We start from the raw sequence: 20,203 nt of genomic DNA, 5'->3' as shown, positions 1-20,203 counted from the left end.
TCCATCAAACCAGGTTTATTTCCCCTGGTGTTTTTTCTTGAATTCACTAGGGCTGCACTCGTACTTTCCTTTAAAAACCGTTGCGAAATAATTAGGTGTAGAGAAACCTACCATATAGGTAATTTCGGAAATAGAATATCCTTCATTGATTAAAAGGTATCTCGCCTTTTTCAACCTTCTGCTTAAGATATACTCTGTAATTGTACAGTTTAAAAGCGCTTTTACTTTACGGTATAGTTGTACCCGTGAAATCCCGATCTCTTTGCATATATCATCAACATTAAAGTGCTCGTTGGCGAGGTTTTGTGCCACTATTGCCGCCAGATCATTCACGAACTTCCGATCTATAGCATTGTAGGTCTGAGACTGCTTAGCTGTGCTTACGTCACTGGTATAATGTTCTTTCAGAAGCACCCGGTTTTTTAGTAGATTGTTCACCTTGGCTAAAAGCACATCTGAGTCGAATGGTTTCACAATATAGGCATCTGCCATACTATCCAGTCCTTGTATTTGTTGTTCATTGCTAGCCCGGGCTGTTAATAGAATAATTGGGATATGGCTGGTTCGTATGTCTGACTTCAGCTTTTGTGTTAGTTCTTTACCCGTTATGCCTGGCATCACAACATCTGAGATGATCAGGTCAGGTACATGTTCATAAGCTGCAGCTAAGCCATCGGTGCCGGTATGCGCGGCGAAGATTTCGTACTGCTTACTAAATCTTTCCTGCAGGTAGTTTAGCAAGTCTAAATTGTCCTCTACAATCAAAATCGATTGATCGTGCACCCTAGGCTCAATATTAGAGGTAATTTCAAGTGATGGTAAGTCTATCTCAGAGGTGTAAATACGTGCGGTTTCGCCTAGGTCGGCTTTATTTAATTCAACATTTGATTTTTCCGCCTCGCTAAAATGGCTAGATCCGCTTAAAAGTGTTAGGGTGAAAGTTGTTCCATGCTGCTTGGTACTTTGAACTTCGATACTACCATGGTGTATTTGCATAATTTCCTTCGATAAGGATAAGCCTAAGCCTGATCCCTTGATTGAATTGGTGTCTACCTGATAGAAGTGATCAAATATATGTTCACTCTCTTCTTTGCTCATGCCGATTCCATTGTCCTGGACCCTAACCATAATGGACTCGTCTTTACGTTCTACAGAAACCGAGATTGTTCCATTTCGTGGCGTAAACTTAAAGGCATTAGAGAGTAAGTTAAATATGACTTTGTCCAACATGTTTGCATCAAACCACACCAAAATTTCCTGCTGAGATGCTGTAAACTTCAAGTTGATGTTTAACTGCTGTGCATTGAATTTAAAGCTTTCCAGAATATCCCTGATGAATTCAACGATGTTATTCGGTGTTGCATGTATTTTCACATTTTCGTATTCGATCTTCCTATACGTTATCAACTGATTTACCAATCGGAGCAGACGATAAACATTTTTGTGAATGTGGTTTAGATTAGTCCCACCCAAGTGCCTTACTTTTTCATTATTCAATAGGTCTTGGAGTGGTGAGAGGATGAGTGTTAATGGCGTTCTGAACTCATGGGATATGTTTGTAAAGAAGTTAAGTTTAGCCTCCGTAGCAAGTTCTGCCTTTGCAGACATTTCGATCAACTGATTTCGCTGATCTAGAATTTCCGCATTCTTCAGGTTTAGTCTTTTATTTATTTTCCTATTCTCTAAAAGCGAATAGAAGGCCAAGCCACCGAATACAACCGCAAGTACCAGTGCGATCACCGTTATATTAAGCACCGTTTGCTGATTACTGAATAGAACCTCCTGTTCTGCCAACAAGACCTGCTGGCGTTCAATATCCTTATACTGACTCCTTACTTTATCGCCTTGTAGCTTCATCAATTCTACGTTAGTGGAGTCGATGACGATCGATTGCAGGATGTTTTCCTTGGCGAAAGGTTCCTTTTTCAAGATCTTAAAAGCAGTTGAAATGGCTTCTTTTCCTCCTGTTGGATAGAGTAAGCTTGCATCAAGAACCTTGTCGGAGACCAGCTGCAGTCCGCCACCCGCACCTGGTAGCGCATCAATACCAAATACCTTTATCGGCCGGGTAAGGTTAAGTTGTTTTATGACTTCTCTGGCCCCACTTGCCATAACATCATTGTGAGCAAAGATACCGTCGATATCAAGAAACGTGGTTTTAAGACTTTTTAGTTGTTGTTCCGCATTCCGCTTCAACCAATCCCCATAAAGTTGATGTTTGATGGTAATGCCAGGAAACTGCTTCAGGCCCTCTGAAAATCCTCGTTGTCGCTCAATGGCAGGAGATGAGCCCGGTAGGCCCATGATTTCTATGATATTGCCTTCTCCATGCAGTGCGCTGCCCACATAGGCAGCAGCGGTTTTTCCAATTTGGAAATTATCGGCACCTACATATGCGGTATAGGCATTTGAAGCGGTTTTACGATCTATGACGATCACCGGGATACCCTTCTTGTATGCCAGCTCGACCACAGGCGTGAGTGGCTGTGCTTCATTCGGTGAGATGATGAGTAGATCAATGTTTTGTTTCAACATCCATTTTACCTGTTCTACCTGCTTATCACTGTCACCGTCTGCATCAGTATAAATGAGTTTAGCTCCAGGATGAAGCGAAAGCTCCATTTTCATTTCTGCAGACATGGTCTTACGCCAGAGATCCGCCCCGGTGCATTGCGAAAAGCCAATGAGATATTCTGGATCCGTTTTTTTGGAACTACATCTCTGAAAAATGATGACGATAAAGATCAAGATAAAAAGCTGAACTAAGATCGATGATAATCGCTCCCAAGCCTTTTTTTGGTTATTCATTAGAAGTCTTTTATTGAAAATATAGATAGAGTTTTTCTACAAACTCATTTAAAGATATGAAAAATTCAGTTCGCAGTGAGTTAATAGACTTCAGTTCAAATGCGCTGGCTTGTAACCATGAAATAATTTTGAAGATTACCTGTAATAAAATTGTAAGTGTGTCTAAGATTTACAAAGGTAAGAATTATATATGACTGATATTTAAGTGATTACATTTTTTATGCTTTTCGAATCTATTTGAAACAAATGCACAGGTTGATAGGCAAACTCCTGCATACTTTGCAGATGCTAACCAATATATATACATATGAAAAATCAATCCGTCCTGGCCTGGTCCATGGTCGTCGCCCTTGGAGGCTTTTTGTTTGGGTTTGATACTGCTGTAATTTCCGGCGCAGAAAAGGCCATTCAGCAACACTGGAATCTTTCGGTATTTGAACATGGCTTCACGATATCCATAGCCTTAATTGGTACTGTAATCGGATCACTAATTGGCTCTCGTCCTTCCGATCATTTCGGACGCAAAAACACACTATATTTTGTCGCTATTGCATATTTGCTTTCATCACTCGGAACAGCACTAGCCAACGATTGGTCGGTTTTCCTGATCTTCAGATTTTTAGGCGGCCTTGGTGTCGGCATTTCTTCCGTTACCGCACCGATATACATATCTGAGGTGTCACCAGCGGACCGTCGCGGGCGATTAGTGGGATTGTTTCAATTTAATGTTGTACTCGGAATCTTAATATCTTACCTATCTAACTATTTAATTAGTCAAGGAGGAGAGGCATCCTGGCGCTGGATGCTCGGCGTGCAGGCATTTCCCTCTGTTCTGTTCTTGGTGTTAATCTACTTTATTCCTGAAAGTCCGAGATGGTTGATCCTTAAGAAAGGCCACGACAAGGCAGCTTTAGAAATATTGCGCATTATCAATCCACTTAATTGTGAAGAGGAGTTGCAAGCGATAAAAAACTCTAAGTCTATTTCAACAAATAGAAAAGGAATGACTGAGGTTTTATTCTCTAGAAAATACAAAACGCCGGTAATACTAGCGATGTTGTTTGCTTTTTTTAACCAGGTCTCGGGAATCAATGCCATCATATATTACGCGCCGCGCATTTTTGAAATGGCGGGTCTGGGTGCACACTCCTCTTTATTATCAACGGTTGGTATTGGTGTGATCAACTTCTCTTTTACGCTGCTCGCGATAAATGTTATTGACAAGGTTGGAAGGAAGGTTTTAATGCTTGTTGGATCGATAGGCTTGATTGTTTCGCTTTCATTGGTAAGTTATACCTTTTACCGTGGTGATCTGAGTGGTTTTTCCATACCGATTTACATGATGATATTCATCGCCTTTTTTGCTTTCTCCCAAGGCGCGGTGATCTGGGTTTTTATCTCTGAAATCTTCCCAAATGAGGTGCGCGCAAAAGGCCAGACACTTGGGAGTTCTACCCACTGGGTCATGGCATCTTTAATCGCCTTTAGCTTTCCATATTTCGCAGAAAATCTCGGCGGTGGAACCACATTCCTATTCTTTGCAAGCATGATGGTACTACAGTTGATTTTTGTATGGCGACTGATGCCTGAAACCAAGGGACGCTCTCTGGAACAAATAGGAACAAACATAGTAATGCATTAAGCTGCAGGCAGCAATAAAAACTTAGATATTGATGAAAACAAATCGATCACAAACAGCAGTAGTGTGTTTTGGTGAAATTCTTTGGGATAATCTGCCAGGTGGAAGAAGGCCTGGCGGAGCCCCGATGAATGTGGCTTACCATCTGCATAGACTGGGCTTGGAAAGCAAACTGGTTAGCAGCGTAGGACATGATCAGGCTGGCAAGGAGTTAATTGATTTTTTGAAAGCGATGGGCATTGAAACTTCCTACGTTCAGGTCAATCCCGAACAAAAAACAAGTGAGGTGCAGGCGACGGTAAATCCAGACAACCATGAGGTGACTTACGAGATATTAGCGCCGGTAGCATGGGACTTTATTCGTCTGGATGAAGCATTAACCTCCGTTGTGGAAGATGCTCAGGCATTTGTATACGGCACGTTAAGTGCGCGGAATATCGTTTCAAGATCTACCCTAAACCTGTTATTGGAAAAGTCCCCTTACCGGATATTCGATGTTAACCTGCGAGCTCCGCATTATACAAAAGAAACCATTGAGCAATTACTACGGCCAGCACACCTTGCTAAGGTAAATAAAAGTGAGTTAACATTACTTGCGGGATGGTATAATCCTAACTGCCGTAGAGAAGCGGAATGTGTTGAAGTTCTATTGAACAAGTTCAAGATTCAAGAAATAATAGTCACTAAAGGTGGGGATGGCGCATCTTACTATAGTCATACGCTGCGATATGATTATCCGTCTTATACAATTGATGTGAATGACACCATTGGCAGCGGGGATTCATTTCTTGCTGCATTTTTAGCCATGAAACTTAGGAATGAACCTCTAGAGCTAGTCATGGACTATTCAGCTGCAATGGGTGCTTTTATCACATCTCAGGCAGGTGCATGTCCGCCTTACTCAAAATCTGATCTGGAAAGATTTATATGGAAGAAAAAGTTAGGCATGATGTAAACACCCCTTATTAGATCGAACCATTAAAAACCAAATATTTAACCTTAATAAAAATTGTATGAAAAGAATTTTTCTTTTCTTCGTCCTGTTGCTAAGTGCAATAGGATGGAGCTTCGGGCAAGTCAGGCAGCTGAACGGCACCGTGACGGACAAGGATGCTGGTCCACTTGAAGGCGTAACTGTAAACGTGGTCGGCACAAAAACCACAACAATGACTGATCCCAATGGACGCTTCAGCGTCCAAGCCTCAGCTGGTCAGACGCTCAAATTTTTCTATGTTGGCGCAGAGCCTGCTACTTTCCTGATTAATGCGAGTACCACGATTGTTAATATACAACTGGATATATCCTCCAACAAGTTGGAAGAAGTTGTTGTAACAGGATATCAAACCGAACGGAAGAAAGATATCACTGGTGCGGTGAACGTGGTAGACGTCGCGGAAATCAAAGACATTCCAAGCGGAAATCCCATTAAGTCATTACAAGGTCGTGTGCCTGGGGTACTGATCACCACTGATGGGTCGCCCACCGGAGGCGCTACAGTGCGGATTCGTGGTATTGGTACCCTTGGAAACAACGACCCTTTATATGTCATTGATGGTGTGCCGACGAAAAGTGGATTAGAGCAGCTCAATCAAAATGATATTGAGTCCATTCAGGTGCTGAAAGATGCTTCATCGGCTACTATCTACGGTTCCAGAGCTGCCAATGGTGTAATCATCATCACCACCAAGAAAGCAAAGAATGGCTTTTCGAAAGTAGATGTTAATGCCAGTACATCGATACAAAATTACGCTACAAAGTTAAAGACGCTTAATGCGGAAGAACGTGGACGGGCTTATTGGCTTGCTGCAGTAAATGACGGTGCTAATCCGAATAACAACCAAATTTACCAATACGATTGGAATAATGATTTTAGTAACCCGGTGCTTAACAGGGTGGTGTTGCCGGAGTTTATTGACGCCGCAGGAACTATGCGCCCGGCAGATACCTATTGGTATGATGAGGTTTCTCAGCAATCCATCATCCAGTCTTATGATTTAGCCCTTTCAAATGGTGGTGAAAAAGGTAATTCACTATTCTCCCTAGGCTACTATGATAACAAGGGGATCGTTAAGGAGTCCCATAGTCAGAAGTACACGGCCAGGTTTAATTCCGATTATAAGATGCTGAATAACAAGCTTACCATAGGAGAGAATTTTTCCGCGAGCTATATAAAAAATGCACTTATTCCGGCGAGTGACATCTTATTTGCTTCTCTTGTGCAGCAACCTATCGTTCCAGTTCATACCATCGATGGTGGCTGGGGTGGTCCGGCGGCAGGTATGACAGACAGACAAAATCCGGTTCGGTTAATTGAGGACAATCGCGATAACAAATCCTACTTCTATCGTCTTTTTGGAAATGCCTTCGCCAACTATGATGTGCTACCCAATTTAACCTTTAGAACAAGTTTCGGTATCGACTACAATGGAACTTACCAAAGGACACTTAAGAAGTCATACACCTCTGGATTTCTTGCCGATCCTGCAAATCAGGTCTTCAATGCGCAGGTGTATCAAGGAAACATCATCTGGCAGAATACCTTGAACTATAAAGTTGAAAAGGGGAAACATAATCTGGAGTTTCTTGCTGGACATGAATATATAAGAAATATCAATCAGGAGTTCTCTGCAAGCAGACAAGGCCTGGCTTTGGAAAACATCAACTATGCCTACCTGAATGCGGGATCAACAAACACCCTAAATGGAGGCTCCGGAGCTGCTTACGCACTGCTTTCCTTTTTTGGTAAGGTCAATTATGTATTGGATGATAAGTATATAGCATCTGTAACCCTGAGACGGGATGGCTCATCCAGATTCGGAGCCGAAAACCGTTATGGAACCTTCCCTGCCTTTTCCTTGGGTTGGAGGCTGAGTGAAGAAACCTTCATTAAGCGTTTAAACTTTATCTCCGATCTGAAATTAAGGTATGGTTGGGGTAAGTCAGGCAACCAGGATATTCCGGATAACGCCAGCCTGTCACTATATTCTGCGATCTATGGCGTTGATCCGACCTGGGATTTTGACCGAGGCAGTGCATACGATATCAATGGGGGTGGAACGGGTCAGTTACCTTCGGGTTTTACAATGATCCAACAAGGAAATGCTGCACTCAAATGGGAGTCTTTACAGGAGTCGAATTTTGGTGTTGATTTTGGCTTGTTTAACAACAAAGTAACCGGCTCATTCGACTACTTTATCAAAAAAACATCAGATATTTTGATCAGCCCTGCTTACCTGGCAGTATTAGGCGAAGGTGGAAACAGCTTTATCAATGGCGCTTCGTTGCAAAACAAAGGCTTGGATGCAATTTTATCTTATGATACAAAGCTTAGCGAAGACCTGTCTATAAATCTTACAGGAAATTTCTCCCTATACAGGAATAAAGTTACCTATCTACCGAAGGAAGTCTTAGCCTCGTATCCTGGAAATGGAACGGACAAGACGATTTTAGGAAGACCGGTAAATTCCTATTTCGGATATATGGCAGATGGCCTGTTTACATCTCAAGCTGAGGTGGATGCCGCTGCGGACCAGCCTGGTAAGGGCCTAGGGAGGATAAAATATCGAGATTTAAACGCTGATGGTGTAATCAACGATCAGGATCGTGATTTCATTGGAAATAACAGTCCCCGCTACTCCGCGGGACTTAATGTTTCCTTGAATTATAAAAATTTCGATTTAAGTTTCTTTCTGCAAGGTATCAAAGTAGACGTGGTAAATGACTTTAAAACCTATACGGATTTCTCATCCTTGTGGACTGGTACAAACTGGGGCTCCAGAACGTTAGATGCATGGTCACCTACCAATACCAGTTCCAGTATCCCTGCCCTGACTTTGGTGGACAGGAACAATGAAGGCAGGTTCTCCACTTATTTCATTGAAAATGGCTCTTATCTAAAGCTCAGGAACTTACAAGTAGGTTACAACTTTAAAAAAGCTTTCAATCTGAAGATTCAAAATGCCCGGATATTCTTACAGGGAAGTAATCTTTTTACCATCAAAAGTAAATCTTTTACTGGTCCGGACCCGGAAATTCCCAATTATGGGTTTCCAGTGCCTGTCGTGGGTACAATCGGTATAAATGTTACGCTATAATTAAATCTGTTAACATGAAAAATTTAAAATACATATTCTTGATGATGTTCACCATACTGATTTCATGTAAAAAAGTATTGGATGAACCTGCACAAGGCGTCGTGTCCTCAGAGGACCTTGGTACACCTGAAAATGTCGATAAAATGGTCATTGCTGCTTATTCTGCATTAGGTAATGATCATTATACTTCACCCTATTCCAGCATGTGGCCATATGGCAGTGTTAGGGGTGGAGACACCTACAAAGGTGGTGATGGACCGGGAGATTTGTCGGAGTTTCACCTTTTTGAAACTTTTTCACTAAACCGTGTAGATAACCCATTACTTGATCAGGTTTGGTTTAGACTATATGTTGGAATTGGTAGAGCAAACGACGCCTTGAAACGTGTCAACGAAATTTCCGATGCGGATTATCCGAAGAAAGCAGAGCGACAAGCAGAACTCCGGTTCCTACGCGGTCACTTTTATTTCCTGGCTAAGATTCTGTTTAAGTATGTTCCCTATCTGGATGAGAACACAGAGAAAACGGCATACAACACCATTTCCAATCGAGCACTATCTGATGCAGAACTCTGGGCTAAAATCACGGACGACTTCAGAGCAGCTGCAGATGTACTACCGGAAAGTCAGGCAGAAATAGGTAGAGCAAGCAAGTTTGCTGCAAAAGCATATCTGGCGAAAGTGTTGTTGTATCAGGCCTATGAACAAGGTGAAGATCATCAGATTACGTCCATCAATGCCGCTAAATTAGAGGAAGTAAATGCGCTTGCAGATGAGATCATTGCTTCGGGAAAATACAGTTTGACGACGGATTATGCGAACAACTTCCTGGCAACAACGCAAAATGGCACGGAATCCATCTTTGCCATCCAATACTCAAAAGATGATGGCACACCAAAAGGCCGACTGGATTACGGCCATGCACTTAACTATCCAATGAATCAGGAATACGGTTGCTGTGGCTTCAATGTACCCAGTCATGATTTAATTAATGCTTACAAGACTGACCAGGATGGATTGCCGCAGTTTACAACTTATAACAATACTGATGTGGCAGCAACGCTGGACTTTAAATCGGCAACCTTTGATCCGCGACTGGACCATACGGTCGCAAAACCAGGCGCCCCATATAAATACAAAAGCAACTTCATCTATCAGCGTTCGTGGTCCAGAGCACCAGCAATCTACGATGCATTTGCAAGTATGAAGGAAGCGGTACTGCCGGATGATCCATCATTTCAAAAGGTTCCGCCATTCATCGGCAGTTCTAAAAATTGGGAGATTATACGTTATGCTGATGTGTTACTTTGGAAAGCAGAGGCCTTAATTGAACTAAACAGATCGCTTGAAGCTGTTCCGCTGATTAATCAGATTCGCGCGAGAGCAAACAACAGCAAAAATCTTTTGAAAATGGCCGATGGAAGCGCTATATCAAATTATAATGTTCAATTATATCAACCTGGGGTAAACAGTAACTGGACACAAGCATATGCAAGGGAAGCATTGCGATTTGAACGCAGGCTGGAGTTTGCAACTGAAGGCTATCATTTCTTTGATCTTGTAAGATGGGGCATTGCTGCACAAACCATGAATGCTTATTTTGATATCGAAAAACGAAGGGTAGCTCACTTGAACGATGCACGTTTTACTAGGGGACGCGATGAATACTTTCCAATTCCACTAAATCAAATCAACTTCAGCTCCGGTCTCTATAAACAAAATAACGGCTGGTAACGCAGCCATTGCGAATTTAAAAAATACGATTATGAGAAAACTATCTAGCTTCATTGTACTTTTCTGCTTGGCTTTGAGTATCAACACTTTTGCGCAGCAGACCTTCAAAGAGCAGCATCGCCCACAATACCATTTTTCGCCACCAGCCAATTGGATGAATGATCCAAATGGGATGGTGTACCATAAAGGGGTGTATCACTTTTTTTACCAGTATTTTCCGGATGGTACGACTTGGGGGCCAATGCACTGGGGGCATGCCGTCAGCAAAGATCTTGTGAAATGGCAGCACAAGCCCACAGCATTGTTCCCCGACAGCCTTGGATACATCTTCTCTGGCAGTGCTGTGGTGGATGTTAACAATACTGCTGGCTTCGCAAAGGCGGGCCAAACAGCCTTGGTCGCAATATTTACACACCATAATGCCAAACTGGAGCAGAAGAAGGCCAACAATTACCAGAATCAGAGTCTTGCCTACAGTTTGGATGATGGCGAAACCTGGACTAAATATGAGGGAAATCCTGTATTGAAGAATCCTGGCATAGTGGATTTTCGAGATCCAAAGGTGATGTGGTATGAGCCGCAAAATAAATGGATCATGACGTTGGCCACCAAAGACCGAATAACTTTTTATAGTTCGCCGGACTTAAAAGAATGGACAAAAGAAAGTGAATTTGGCGCCCAGATCGGTGCTCATGGTGGCGTGTGGGAGTGTCCGGATTTATTTCCAATTATGCACAAAGGCAAACAAGTATGGGTACTTTTGGTCAGCATCAATCCAGGTGGGCCAAACGGTGGTTCCGCAACGCAGTATTTCACTGGATCTTTTGATGGTAAGACCTTTGTTCCAGAAGTGGAAAAGACTAAATTCATTGATTACGGCACAGACAATTATGCCGGCGTGACCTGGTCCAACACAGGCGAACGAAAGATTTTTATTGGCTGGATGAACAACTGGCAGTATGCCAATGTGGTGCCTACCCAAGGCTGGCGTGGCGCTGCAACAATTCCAAGAGATCTGGATATTACTGAAGTTAATGGTGAACATTTCTTAAGCTCCCGGCCATCAAAAGAGCTAGCGACCATACAGAAAGATAGTTTCAGAAAGTCTTCATTAGGCTTTACGAAGGAGCTTGATCTAAGTAATCACATCAAGGACGCTGGGGGCCTATTTAAAATCGATATGACCTTAGATGCAAGCAATGACTTCCATATTGTTCTAAGTAATAAGCTTGGACAGGAACTCACTATAGGCTATGACAGTGAAGAACGCGCGTATTACATTGATAGAACAAAGTCTGGAAAGTCGGACTTTGAGGCTGGCTTTGCTAAAAAACATACCGCCCCAAGGATTAGCACAAGTAAAGAGATCAAGCTGAGTCTGTTCGCAGATGTTGCATCTGTGGAACTCTTCGCTGATGATGGATTATCGGTGATGACGGATGTGTTTTTCCCTGATGAAACGATTAGTAATCTTAAAGTAGTTAGTGCTAAAACCAAGTCGCTTAAGAATGTACGTATAGCAAACCTTCAATCCATTCACTAAGCTATATCGCGTCAAATATCCCCTATACATTCCGGTGATGTCTGTTTAAATGCCCCTTCCTATTTGGCACTTTGAACAGGCATCACTTCTTTAATGGTTTTTTTAATACCTCAGGAATGCTAACTTGCCTTCACAAAATTGTATAAAATGGCAACTTCAAAGATTACTTATAACGGTGGCTTAAGAACCACTTCTGTTCACTTACAATCGGGTACGGAGATCATTACCGACGCACCGGTAGACAACAAGGGCAAGGGAGAAGCTTTTTCACCAACAGACCTGCTGGCAACTTCTTTAGGCAACTGTATGTTGACCATTATCGGCATTGCTGCCGGAGAACATGGCTTCAACATTGATGGCACCACCTGCGAGATCACCAAGATCATGGCTAAGGAAGGACCAAGAAGAGTGGCGGAAATCGTGGTAGACTTTCATTTTCCAGCGAATGACTATTCCGATAAAGTGAAAGCCATCATTGAACGCTCCGCCCATACCTGTCCGGTTGCATATAGCATACACCCGGACATTAAGAAAACGGTGACTTTTAACTATTAATCACTTCAGCGACTTCAGCCGCGGAGATGTCCCCATGGGAAGCATCCAGGATGCAGTCGCCATTTTTGATCAACAGGATCTGTGGTGATTCATGGTGCACCTGAAAGGTCTCGGCGATATGCGCGGAAACCGGGCGGTAGGCAATCAGGTCCAGGAAATGAAGGGAAACTTCCGAAGGGATCACATCCCAGTCCATCTCAAATCTTCGCTTTGCCATCGCACTAACCGGGCAACGGGTACTGTGTTTAAAAATGAGGCTATAGCCTTCCTTCGCTTTGATATCCTTCACCTGAGCGATATCTGTTAATATGTTCCACTGCATCAATAAACGTGTTTAATTTAAAATGGAAGAGGTTATCCTCTTCTTTTTTTGCCTTCCTTATAGGAGCTGTAGGCTGGGCATATCTTGTTTGAACATGCCTGTAACATAACGGTTGCAAAAAACACGCCAAGCAAGAGTGTAGCAATTTTCTTCATTAGGAGCTGATTAATAATTTTATAAACGTTTAAACTACAGCGTAGCAGCCATGTGCGCCATTTTGATGGCTGTAATAGCAGCTTCATCGCCTTTATTACCATGTTTACCACCTGCACGGTCGATCGCCTGTTGCTGGTCGTCTGTAGTCAGTACACCAAAGATTACAGGTTTAGCATGTTTTATGCCAACTTGTGTCACCCCATTCGCAACAGCGTCACAGATGAAATCAAAATGGCGGGTTTCACCCTGGATCACACAACCCAGACAGATCACTGCATCAAGTTCAGGGTGTTTGTTTAACAGGATCTCTGCGGCTCCGCTCAGTTCGAAACTTCCTGGAACAGCTACGGAAAGGATATTGTCTTCCTGAGCACCATAAGCAAGAAGCTTTTCCAGTGCACCCTTGTACAGGCTGCCGGTGATTTCGGCATTCCATTCTGCAACAGCAATAGCAAATTTATAAGGACTGGCATCAGGCACAGTAGTGTGGGAAAAGTCTGACAGGTTTTTTAATTGTGTAGCCATGGGATAAAGATAAGTATTGCCTATAAAAAAAGGCTAGCATCTTCATGCTAACCTTCAATATTGTTGATTAAGTACGTTTATTTTACTTGTGCATGAGCACGTGCAATGTAAGAATCGATCATTGCAGCTTCCTCACTTGCAGGATATTCTGTTTTGATTTTAGTGTAAGCATCTTCAGCAGCTTTGAAATCTTTCAATTGCTCCTGTACCAATCCAAGCTTTTTAAGGAACATTGGAGAAGTGAAGTTGTTACCGGTTTTGTCAGCGGCTTTCTTGTAATAAGTAGCAGCTTGTTTGTAGTCTTTCAACTCACTGTAAGCATCACCCAATAAACCTAGGGCTAGAGGATCTGCTACAGGGCTACCAGTTTCGGCGTATTTACCCAAAGCTTCAGTTGCTTTTTTGTATTCACCTTTACGTAAATAGATACCACCAAGGTATAAGTTTGCAAGGTTAGCAGATTTGGTGTTTTCGTACTCATCAGCAATCTTTTCAAATCCTGGGTAACCTGAATCACCTTTGATGGCTTTGTTTGCCAGTGAATCTACACCGATATACTGTTCTGCCTTGTACATTTTTGCAGAAGCCTCTTCCGCTCTGTTCTTTAAGTATACATTCTGATACCAGATATAGATTGCAATTAGAACAACTACGGCACCAGCAATGAACAACAAGCTTTTGGAGTTTTCAATAAAAAATGATCTTTTTTTAACTTGAGGATTTATTTCGTTTTGTGTTGTAGACATTTTAGTTTATAAAAAATTAAGGATTGCAAAAATACATTTTTCGATTAAAGTATCAACCCTTTTGCGGTATTTACACAAACTTTAACCATCTGAAACTGAACTATCCACAAAATAGTTTTGAAAAGTATCAAAAACCTAGACGAAAACCATATTGATAATTTAAGAACGGCAATAAAATCTTATTGGTAACTTTGAACAATCTATGTGGTTAAAAAACATTACCCTCCTGAACTTCAAAAATTATCCGGATGCCGCAGTTAGTTTTTCAAAGACCGTTAATGCGTTTGTAGGCAACAATGGCGCGGGTAAAACCAACCTGCTTGATGCCATACATTACCTCTGTCTTTGCAAGAGCTATTTCAACCCCATAGATACACAGCAAATTAAAACGGGACAGGATCTGTTCATGATCCAGGGCGACTTCGATCTTAAAGAAAACAACGAGAAGATCAGTTGTGGGGTAAAGCGCAATCAGAAGAAGCAATTTAAGCGCAACAAGAAGGAATACGACAAACTCGCAGACCACATCGGACTTTTCCCTCTGGTGATGATCTCGCCATACGACTCCAGCATTATCATGGAGGGCAGTGAAGAGCGGCGCAGGTTTATGGACAATGTCATCTCACAAACGAATGCGCAGTACCTGGACGAACTGATCAGCTACAACAAGCAATTACAAAGTCGTAATGCCTTTCTAAAACAAGTAGCCAGCACCAGGCGCTTTGATCCATCCCTGCTCGAGATCTATGATGAACAGCTCGCCTTTACAGGGAAGAAGATCTTTGAAAAACGTAAAGAATTCATGCTCGACTTCATCCCCCTGTTCAATCAGCACTACCACTATCTTACCGATGACAAGGAGCAGGTACGTTTGGAGTATGCTTCTCAGCTTAACGAAACACCGTTTGAAGAATTACTGATCCAGTCGCTGGAGAAAGATAAAGTGCTGGAACGTACAACCACGGGCATCCACAAAGACGATCTGCTGTTTACCATTAGTGATATGCCGCTGAAGAAGTTCGGCTCACAGGGCCAGCAGAAGTCCTTCCTCATTGCACTGAAGCTCGCGCAATACAGTTACCTGCAGAAATACAAAGGTTTCAAACCGTTGTTGTTACTGGATGATATTTTCGATAAACTGGATGATAGCCGTATGCAGAAGCTGATGGAAATGGTATCACATCATGACTTCGGGCAGATTTTCATCACCGATACGGGAAAAGAAAGGGTTACAAATATTTTCAACAAGATCAATGTTCCTGTAACTTTGTTCGACGTAGATAACGGACAGATCAACCATGCGTAAGCCCAACGACATTACCCTGAAAGAGGGGATAGACAAAATGCTAAAAGTTTACCGCTTAAAATCTAAGCTGGATGAGACTTCTGTCGTGGCCTTATGGCCGGAAGTTATGGGGAAAGCGGTTTCCAACCGTACCACTCAGATCTATATTGCCCATAAAAAGCTGTTCGTGCGGATTGAATCCTCAGTGGTGAAGAATGATCTTTTGATGATCAGAACCGGCATCATTCAACGATTAAATGAACGCGCCGGCTCTGAAGTGATCACAGAAATTGTATTCCTTTAATTTCTGCTGCCGCCACCAAATATCTTTCTGATTACCCAGATAATCAACGCAAGTACGACAACAACCATAATAACGCCGGCCCACATGCCTGCTTTAAATATACCTTCAATGGCGGAGCAGCTTGCTAAGGTTGTAGTGAGGAGCGCTACGAGTGCTAGGGGGAAATATCTTTTCGTCATCATAATGTTTGTTTTTATCTACTAACAACACATGATAAAAATGGTTTCCCCGCTAAAAGGGATTATTTAACCTTTACCAGTTCCACTTCAAAAATCAGGGTGCTGTAAGGCATGATGTTTTGACCAGCGCCACGTTCCCCGTAAGCCAGCTCAGAAGGGATGAAAAACCGGTAGGTAGAACCTTCATTCATCAGCTGTAAACCTTCGGTCCAGCCCTGAATCACGCCACCGACATTAAGCTCTACCGGATCACGGCCTTCATTGCTGTCGAACTGCTTTCCATTCAACAATCGGCCCTTGTAATTCACCAGCACGGTGGCGTCTGCCGAAGGTCTGGGTCCATTTCCAGCCTTCACCACAAAGTACTGCAGTCCGCTAGCGGTTGTTTTTACGCCATCTACTTTTTTGTTGTTCTCCAGGAAAGCACGGCCTTCCTCAATAACAGCGGCGAATTTTGCCTTGCTCTTTGCCATAAAGAGGTTATTGATCGCTTCCTGTGCCTGCGTACGGTCAAGCATCAGGTCTTTATCCCCAAAAGCATCTTTAAGGCCTTTTAATAGCAGGTCATAGTTTAGTGTAGTAATGCCGTTCGATTTTAGACCTGTACCCATAGAGCTTCCGAAACTGTAGCTTGCAGAATCCAGGGTGTTCTTCATGCTCAGCGCCGGGGCTGCAGGTTTGGGTGCAACTTTTGCCACAGGTTTCTTTGCGACGGTTGTTTTTTTAGTTTGGGCAGTGGCGCCAAAGGCTGCAAGGCAGCAGGCCACTGCGATAGATGTTTTTTTCATTGTAATACTTTTGGTTAGGATAATGATCAAGATACATGTACCCCGCGGCCTCCATGACCACAGTTTCGATACTTGTAACCCTTCAAAAATCCCGGTTAAAAAATAAGCACCCTGTAGAGGTGCTTTATTTTATATTCTATGTGCTTATCGGCGATTAGAAACGCTCGTCAGCTGTAAAAAAGAAGTTACCTTCAATTTCAGCGTTTTCATCAGAATCTGAACCATGAACAGCATTTGCATCAATTGATTTTGCATATTTCTGACGGATGGTACCTGCTTCAGCTTTAGATGGATCAGTAGCACCGATCAATTTTCTGAATTCTTCAACAGCATTATCTTTTTCCAGGATCGCAGCAACGATTGGTCCTGAAGACATGAAACCTACCAGATCATTGTAAAAAGGACGTTCTTTGTGTACTTCATAGAAAGCACCTGCTTTTTCTGGAGTAAGTTTGGTGTATTTCAAAGCAACGATTTTAAATCCTGCAGTAGTGATGTCATTGATAATAGCACCGATATGTCCGTTTGCTACTGCATCAGGCTTAATCATTGTAAATGTTCTGTTTGTACTCATGGGTTTTGTATTTTTTTCCAAAATTACGTTTTAAACAGTAAATATTATAGCTTCAAAATAAATCGACATCAATTCATCTATTTAATTATTAGCTTTGCAGCTTTAAAATATGCTATCTCTTTCAGAATTAACCGATTTATTGGCTACGCCACAAAAAATTGTCATCACTACACATCATAAACCTGATGGTGATGCCATGGGTTCTTCACTTGGTTTGTATGCCTATCTGATTCAGAAAGGTCACCATGTTAAAGTGATCACCCCCACAGATTACCCTTATTTTCTGCACTGGCTGCCCAACAATTCCGATGTCATCATTTATACCGAAAACCAACAGGATGCTGAGGTTTATGTTGCCGAAGCTGCATTGATTTTCTGCCTGGACTTTAACACCCTGAGCCGTATCAATGAACTTGGCGAACTGATCCGCGCAGCTGATGGGTACAAAGTGATGATCGATCACCACCTGGAGCCGGAAGATTTTGATGATTTCCGTCACTGGAACATCAATGCTTGTGCTGCAGCACAATTGGTGTACGACTTCATCGTTAATGTGCTGAATGATGGTGCATCTATGACCAAAGACATTGCAACCTGCCTCTATACCGGTATCATGACGGACTCAGGATCCTTCCGTTTCCCATCCGCGACCTCAACAGTTTACCGGATTGCTGCAGATCTTATTGATCTGGGTGCAGAACACTGGAGAATTCACCAGCAGGTCTATGATAATGCTACCGAAAGCCGCTTGCGATTTTTAGGCCATTGCTTAACCAACAAACTGGAGGTTTTAAGGGAGTTTAACACCGCAATCATCACCGTAAACGCTGAAGAGCTGAAGCAGTTTAACATCGTTACCGGAGATACTGAAGGCATCGTGAACTATGCACTTTCCGTAAACGGCATTAAGCTAGCAGCATTCATCATTGAACGTACCGACCGGGTGAAACTTTCACTCCGTTCCACTGGAGAGTTTCCCGCAAATGAGATCTGCAAAAAGTACTTTAATGGTGGCGGACACCGGAATGCCGCAGGCGGTGCTTCAGAAAAGAGTCTTGAGGAAACCGTGCAGATCTTCAAAGGCTTGCTGAAGGACTACGAACAGCAATTATTAGCTTAACTATTTAATAGCCGAAGATAAAACATGATGGCGCGCTGAACTGCCGCTTATCAACCACAAATCAAATAACAGTAAGAAACCATTATAAGCATACAGCTTAAAAACAACCAAAATAGGCTTATAATAGCTTCATAACATTTAAAAATCAATTTATACTAATGAAAAAAAGTTTAGTAATTCTTTGTGCAGCCGCTCTTGGATTGGGTGCATGTAACAACTACAAAGATGCGCCAGGAGGTACCAAGTACATCGTCCACAAATCCGAAGGTAAAGAGAAAATTAAAGTAGGTGATATCGTGAAATTGAACTTCATCCGCAAAAGCGAGAAAGATTCAATTATGAGCAGCACCTACGACGTAGAGCAGCCACAAATCTTCCCGGTAGCGGAAAAAATGTATGCTGGTGATATGAACGATATCCTTACCATGTTTGGAGAAGGCGATAGCGCTACCTTCAAATTGAACCTGGATACCATGGCAACCAGATCTGGTCAACCTAAACCTCCGGGCACCAAAGATACTTACATGTTGTTCACCATTAAGGTGGAGAAGGTATTGTCGAAGCCTAAGAACGAACCGGACAGCGTGTTCCTTAAGAAAGCACAAGAGTTCTTCGAAAAAGACTACCAGGCCTCTGTTGCACAACGCAAATCTGCTGAAGAAGGCAAAATCAAAAAGTACATCGCAGACAACAACCTGAAAGTGAAAACCACTGCTTCTGGTTTACAGTATGTGATCACGGCACCTGGTGATGCACAACGTGCACAACCCACAGATACGATGATGATCAACTACACCGGTCGATTTACCAACAAGAAAACAGATGGTAAAGACAATGTTTTTGATACAAGCGTGAAAGCTGATGCTGAAGCTGCCGGTAAACCATCTATGCCAGGCATGGAATATGGTCCGCGTCCTTTCCAGTTGGGTAAAGCAATCCCAGGATTTGATGAAGGTTTGAAAATGTTAGGTAAAGGTGGAAAAGCAACTTTCATCATTCCTTCCAGATTAGCTTACGGCGAAGCAGGTATGCAAGGTGGTATCCCTCCATATACACCATTGGTGTTTGAAGTGGAAATGGTTGATATCAAAAAGCCAATGTAATACACACCTGTTTCAGGTATTGAACATAAAAAAAGGGCGTCCATTGGATGCCCTTTTTTTATGTAATACGATTTAGCTTTCTGCTAACCTGATCTGTTCATCATTTTATTTCTAAGATACTTCAAGGCAAGCGTAATTTGATTTTCGACGCTGGGCTTTGATATGCCAAAGGTCTTTGCGATTTCCTGATTGCTAAGCTGGTTGACCCTGCTGAGATAAAAAATTTCACTGCATCTTTTTGGAAGCCCCTGCAGCATCGATTTAAGTTCAATTTCAAAGTCAGACTGGCTGATGCGTTCCGTTTCTTTATTGCTAACTTGATGGTCGGCTGATTCATTGTAATGCTCTACATAGGTGATTGGCGACATTTTACCTTGCTTTATCTTTTTCAGGACATGATACCGGGTGGTGATGAAGATGTAATTACGAAAGTTGTTGATGTTTAGGAACTTGCGTCTTTGCCAAAGCGTTACAAAAACATCATGCACAATTTCTTCAGCCGTATGCTCATCTTGCGTATAATAATTGGCAGTTTTAAACAGCGCAGCCCAGTGCCTGTCGTATAAGCAGGCGAACGCAGCAGAATCATCTGAAATCACTTTATTCCAGAGCTCAAGATCCGAAAGGCTAACGTTGTTCATATTTGGTATCTAAAACTACCATTTTTTCATCATGTAGAACTGACCTATCCAGATTTATACAAAATTTTCAAATTGATGTGTGTGCAGC

Annotated in this window: 18 protein-coding genes; 10 read left to right on the top strand and 8 right to left on the bottom strand. The window is 42.4% G+C overall.

Annotation, left to right across the window (positions count from 1 at the left end; genetic code table 11):
• Window positions 1-15: 15 nt before the first annotated feature.
• A complete protein-coding gene (locus ACTHQF_RS01950; RefSeq protein WP_440428160.1) occupies window positions 16-2,808 on the bottom strand; it encodes a substrate-binding domain-containing protein in 2,793 nt (930 codons plus the stop codon).
• Window positions 2,809-3,115: 307 nt separating this feature from the next.
• Here ACTHQF_RS01950 and ACTHQF_RS01945 point away from each other — a divergent pair, with 307 nt between their 5' ends.
• The 6 genes from ACTHQF_RS01945 (at window position 3,116) to ACTHQF_RS01920 (ending at window position 12,372) form a co-directional block, all read left to right on the top strand.
• Window positions 3,116-4,450, top strand: coding sequence for a sugar porter family MFS transporter (locus tag ACTHQF_RS01945; RefSeq protein WP_440428159.1), 1,335 nt, complete (start codon window positions 3,116-3,118; stop codon window positions 4,448-4,450).
• 31 nt (window positions 4,451-4,481) lie between these two features.
• Entirely contained in the window at window positions 4,482-5,402 is a 921-nt protein-coding gene (locus tag ACTHQF_RS01940; RefSeq protein WP_440428158.1) for a carbohydrate kinase family protein, read from the top strand.
• Between the two features lie 58 nt (window positions 5,403-5,460).
• On the top strand, window positions 5,461-8,541 hold the full coding sequence (locus tag ACTHQF_RS01935) for a SusC/RagA family TonB-linked outer membrane protein (protein ID WP_440428157.1): 3,081 nt from the start codon (window positions 5,461-5,463) through the stop codon (window positions 8,539-8,541).
• Between the two features lie 14 nt (window positions 8,542-8,555).
• Window positions 8,556-10,274 carry a RagB/SusD family nutrient uptake outer membrane protein gene (locus ACTHQF_RS01930; RefSeq protein ID WP_440428156.1) on the top strand — a complete coding sequence of 573 codons (1,719 nt, stop codon included), beginning with the start codon at window positions 8,556-8,558 and terminating at the stop codon, window positions 10,272-10,274.
• 31 nt (window positions 10,275-10,305) lie between these two features.
• Entirely contained in the window at window positions 10,306-11,817 is a 1,512-nt protein-coding gene (locus ACTHQF_RS01925) for a glycoside hydrolase family 32 protein (RefSeq protein WP_440428155.1), read from the top strand.
• Window positions 11,818-11,964: 147 nt separating this feature from the next.
• Entirely contained in the window at window positions 11,965-12,372 is a 408-nt protein-coding gene (locus ACTHQF_RS01920) for an OsmC family protein (protein ID WP_440428154.1), read from the top strand.
• On the opposite strand, the gene ytxJ is transcribed toward ACTHQF_RS01920, so the two are convergent.
• The 3 genes from ytxJ to ACTHQF_RS01905 all read right to left on the bottom strand — a co-directional run bounded on the left by ytxJ (window position 12,362) and on the right by ACTHQF_RS01905 (window position 14,121).
• Window positions 12,362-12,694, bottom strand: coding sequence for a bacillithiol system redox-active protein YtxJ (gene ytxJ / locus ACTHQF_RS01915; RefSeq protein ID WP_440428153.1), 333 nt, complete (start codon window positions 12,692-12,694; stop codon window positions 12,362-12,364). The genes ACTHQF_RS01920 and ytxJ overlap by 11 nt on opposite strands.
• 189 nt (window positions 12,695-12,883) lie before the next feature.
• Window positions 12,884-13,375 carry a 6,7-dimethyl-8-ribityllumazine synthase gene (ribH, locus tag ACTHQF_RS01910; protein WP_440428152.1) on the bottom strand — a complete coding sequence of 164 codons (492 nt, stop codon included), beginning with the start codon at window positions 13,373-13,375 and terminating at the stop codon, window positions 12,884-12,886.
• Between the two features lie 77 nt (window positions 13,376-13,452).
• Window positions 13,453-14,121, bottom strand: a complete 669-nt coding sequence (locus ACTHQF_RS01905) for a tetratricopeptide repeat protein (protein ID WP_440428151.1) — start codon at window positions 14,119-14,121, stop codon at window positions 13,453-13,455.
• Between the two features lie 202 nt (window positions 14,122-14,323).
• On the opposite strand from ACTHQF_RS01905, the gene recF reads away from it, so the two are divergent.
• Both recF and ACTHQF_RS01895 read left to right on the top strand, forming a co-directional pair.
• Window positions 14,324-15,427, top strand: a complete 1,104-nt coding sequence (gene recF / locus ACTHQF_RS01900; protein ID WP_440428150.1) for a DNA replication/repair protein RecF — start codon at window positions 14,324-14,326, stop codon at window positions 15,425-15,427.
• Window positions 15,420-15,710 (top strand): DUF721 domain-containing protein, encoded by a 291-nt coding sequence (locus ACTHQF_RS01895; RefSeq protein ID WP_440428149.1) that lies wholly within the window; start codon window positions 15,420-15,422, stop codon window positions 15,708-15,710. Before recF ends, ACTHQF_RS01895 begins: the two co-directional genes overlap by 8 nt.
• Here the strand turns inward: ACTHQF_RS01895 and ACTHQF_RS01890 are convergent.
• The 3 genes from ACTHQF_RS01890 to ACTHQF_RS01880 all read right to left on the bottom strand — a co-directional run bounded on the left by ACTHQF_RS01890 (window position 15,707) and on the right by ACTHQF_RS01880 (window position 17,251).
• Entirely contained in the window at window positions 15,707-15,892 is a 186-nt protein-coding gene (locus tag ACTHQF_RS01890; RefSeq protein WP_440428148.1) for a hypothetical protein, read from the bottom strand. The genes ACTHQF_RS01895 and ACTHQF_RS01890 overlap by 4 nt on opposite strands.
• Window positions 15,893-15,951: 59 nt before the next feature.
• A complete protein-coding gene (locus tag ACTHQF_RS01885) occupies window positions 15,952-16,677 on the bottom strand; it encodes an FKBP-type peptidyl-prolyl cis-trans isomerase (protein WP_440428147.1) in 726 nt (241 codons plus the stop codon).
• A gap of 154 nt (window positions 16,678-16,831) precedes the next feature.
• A complete protein-coding gene (locus tag ACTHQF_RS01880; RefSeq protein ID WP_440428146.1) occupies window positions 16,832-17,251 on the bottom strand; it encodes a nucleoside-diphosphate kinase in 420 nt (139 codons plus the stop codon).
• Between the two features lie 109 nt (window positions 17,252-17,360).
• Between ACTHQF_RS01880 and ACTHQF_RS01875 the strand changes: the two genes are divergently transcribed.
• The gene (locus ACTHQF_RS01875) at window positions 17,361-18,371 is read left to right on the top strand and encodes a DHH family phosphoesterase (protein ID WP_440428145.1); all 1,011 of its coding nucleotides are present in this window, start codon (window positions 17,361-17,363) and stop codon (window positions 18,369-18,371) included.
• Between the two features lie 158 nt (window positions 18,372-18,529).
• The gene (locus ACTHQF_RS01870) at window positions 18,530-19,474 is read left to right on the top strand and encodes an FKBP-type peptidyl-prolyl cis-trans isomerase (protein WP_440428144.1); all 945 of its coding nucleotides are present in this window, start codon (window positions 18,530-18,532) and stop codon (window positions 19,472-19,474) included.
• Between the two features lie 83 nt (window positions 19,475-19,557).
• Here the strand turns inward: ACTHQF_RS01870 and ACTHQF_RS01865 are convergent, their stop codons facing one another.
• Window positions 19,558-20,115, bottom strand: coding sequence for an RNA polymerase sigma factor (locus ACTHQF_RS01865; RefSeq protein WP_440428143.1), 558 nt, complete (start codon window positions 20,113-20,115; stop codon window positions 19,558-19,560).
• Window positions 20,116-20,203: the final 88 nt, after the last annotated feature.

The sequence above is a fragment of the Pedobacter sp. SAFR-022 genome (assembly GCF_051965375.1).
Lineage (GTDB): Bacteria > Bacteroidota > Bacteroidia > Sphingobacteriales > Sphingobacteriaceae > Pedobacter.
This window is presented reverse-complemented; position numbering and strand designations above follow the sequence as displayed.

Bases quoted from the DNA above. Each gene is read 5' to 3' on its own strand.
- ACTHQF_RS01950 (WP_440428160.1), bottom strand. From the start codon at position 2,808: ATGAATAACCAAAAAAAGGCTTGGGAGCGATTATCATCGATCTTAGTT.
- ACTHQF_RS01945 (WP_440428159.1), top strand. From the start codon at position 3,116: ATGAAAAATCAATCCGTCCTGGCCTGGTCCATGGTCGTCGCCCTTGGA.
- ACTHQF_RS01940 (WP_440428158.1), top strand. From the start codon at position 4,482: ATGAAAACAAATCGATCACAAACAGCAGTAGTGTGTTTTGGTGAAATT.
- ACTHQF_RS01935 (WP_440428157.1), top strand. From the start codon at position 5,461: ATGAAAAGAATTTTTCTTTTCTTCGTCCTGTTGCTAAGTGCAATAGGA.
- ACTHQF_RS01930 (WP_440428156.1), top strand. From the start codon at position 8,556: ATGAAAAATTTAAAATACATATTCTTGATGATGTTCACCATACTGATT.
- ACTHQF_RS01925 (WP_440428155.1), top strand. From the start codon at position 10,306: ATGAGAAAACTATCTAGCTTCATTGTACTTTTCTGCTTGGCTTTGAGT.
- ACTHQF_RS01920 (WP_440428154.1), top strand. From the start codon at position 11,965: ATGGCAACTTCAAAGATTACTTATAACGGTGGCTTAAGAACCACTTCT.
- ytxJ (WP_440428153.1), bottom strand. From the start codon at position 12,694: ATGCAGTGGAACATATTAACAGATATCGCTCAGGTGAAGGATATCAAA.
- ribH (WP_440428152.1), bottom strand. From the start codon at position 13,375: ATGGCTACACAATTAAAAAACCTGTCAGACTTTTCCCACACTACTGTG.
- ACTHQF_RS01905 (WP_440428151.1), bottom strand. From the start codon at position 14,121: ATGTCTACAACACAAAACGAAATAAATCCTCAAGTTAAAAAAAGATCA.
- recF (WP_440428150.1), top strand. From the start codon at position 14,324: ATGTGGTTAAAAAACATTACCCTCCTGAACTTCAAAAATTATCCGGAT.
- ACTHQF_RS01895 (WP_440428149.1), top strand. From the start codon at position 15,420: ATGCGTAAGCCCAACGACATTACCCTGAAAGAGGGGATAGACAAAATG.
- ACTHQF_RS01890 (WP_440428148.1), bottom strand. From the start codon at position 15,892: ATGATGACGAAAAGATATTTCCCCCTAGCACTCGTAGCGCTCCTCACT.
- ACTHQF_RS01885 (WP_440428147.1), bottom strand. From the start codon at position 16,677: ATGAAAAAAACATCTATCGCAGTGGCCTGCTGCCTTGCAGCCTTTGGC.
- ACTHQF_RS01880 (WP_440428146.1), bottom strand. From the start codon at position 17,251: ATGAGTACAAACAGAACATTTACAATGATTAAGCCTGATGCAGTAGCA.
- ACTHQF_RS01875 (WP_440428145.1), top strand. From the start codon at position 17,361: ATGCTATCTCTTTCAGAATTAACCGATTTATTGGCTACGCCACAAAAA.
- ACTHQF_RS01870 (WP_440428144.1), top strand. From the start codon at position 18,530: ATGAAAAAAAGTTTAGTAATTCTTTGTGCAGCCGCTCTTGGATTGGGT.
- ACTHQF_RS01865 (WP_440428143.1), bottom strand. From the start codon at position 20,115: ATGAACAACGTTAGCCTTTCGGATCTTGAGCTCTGGAATAAAGTGATT.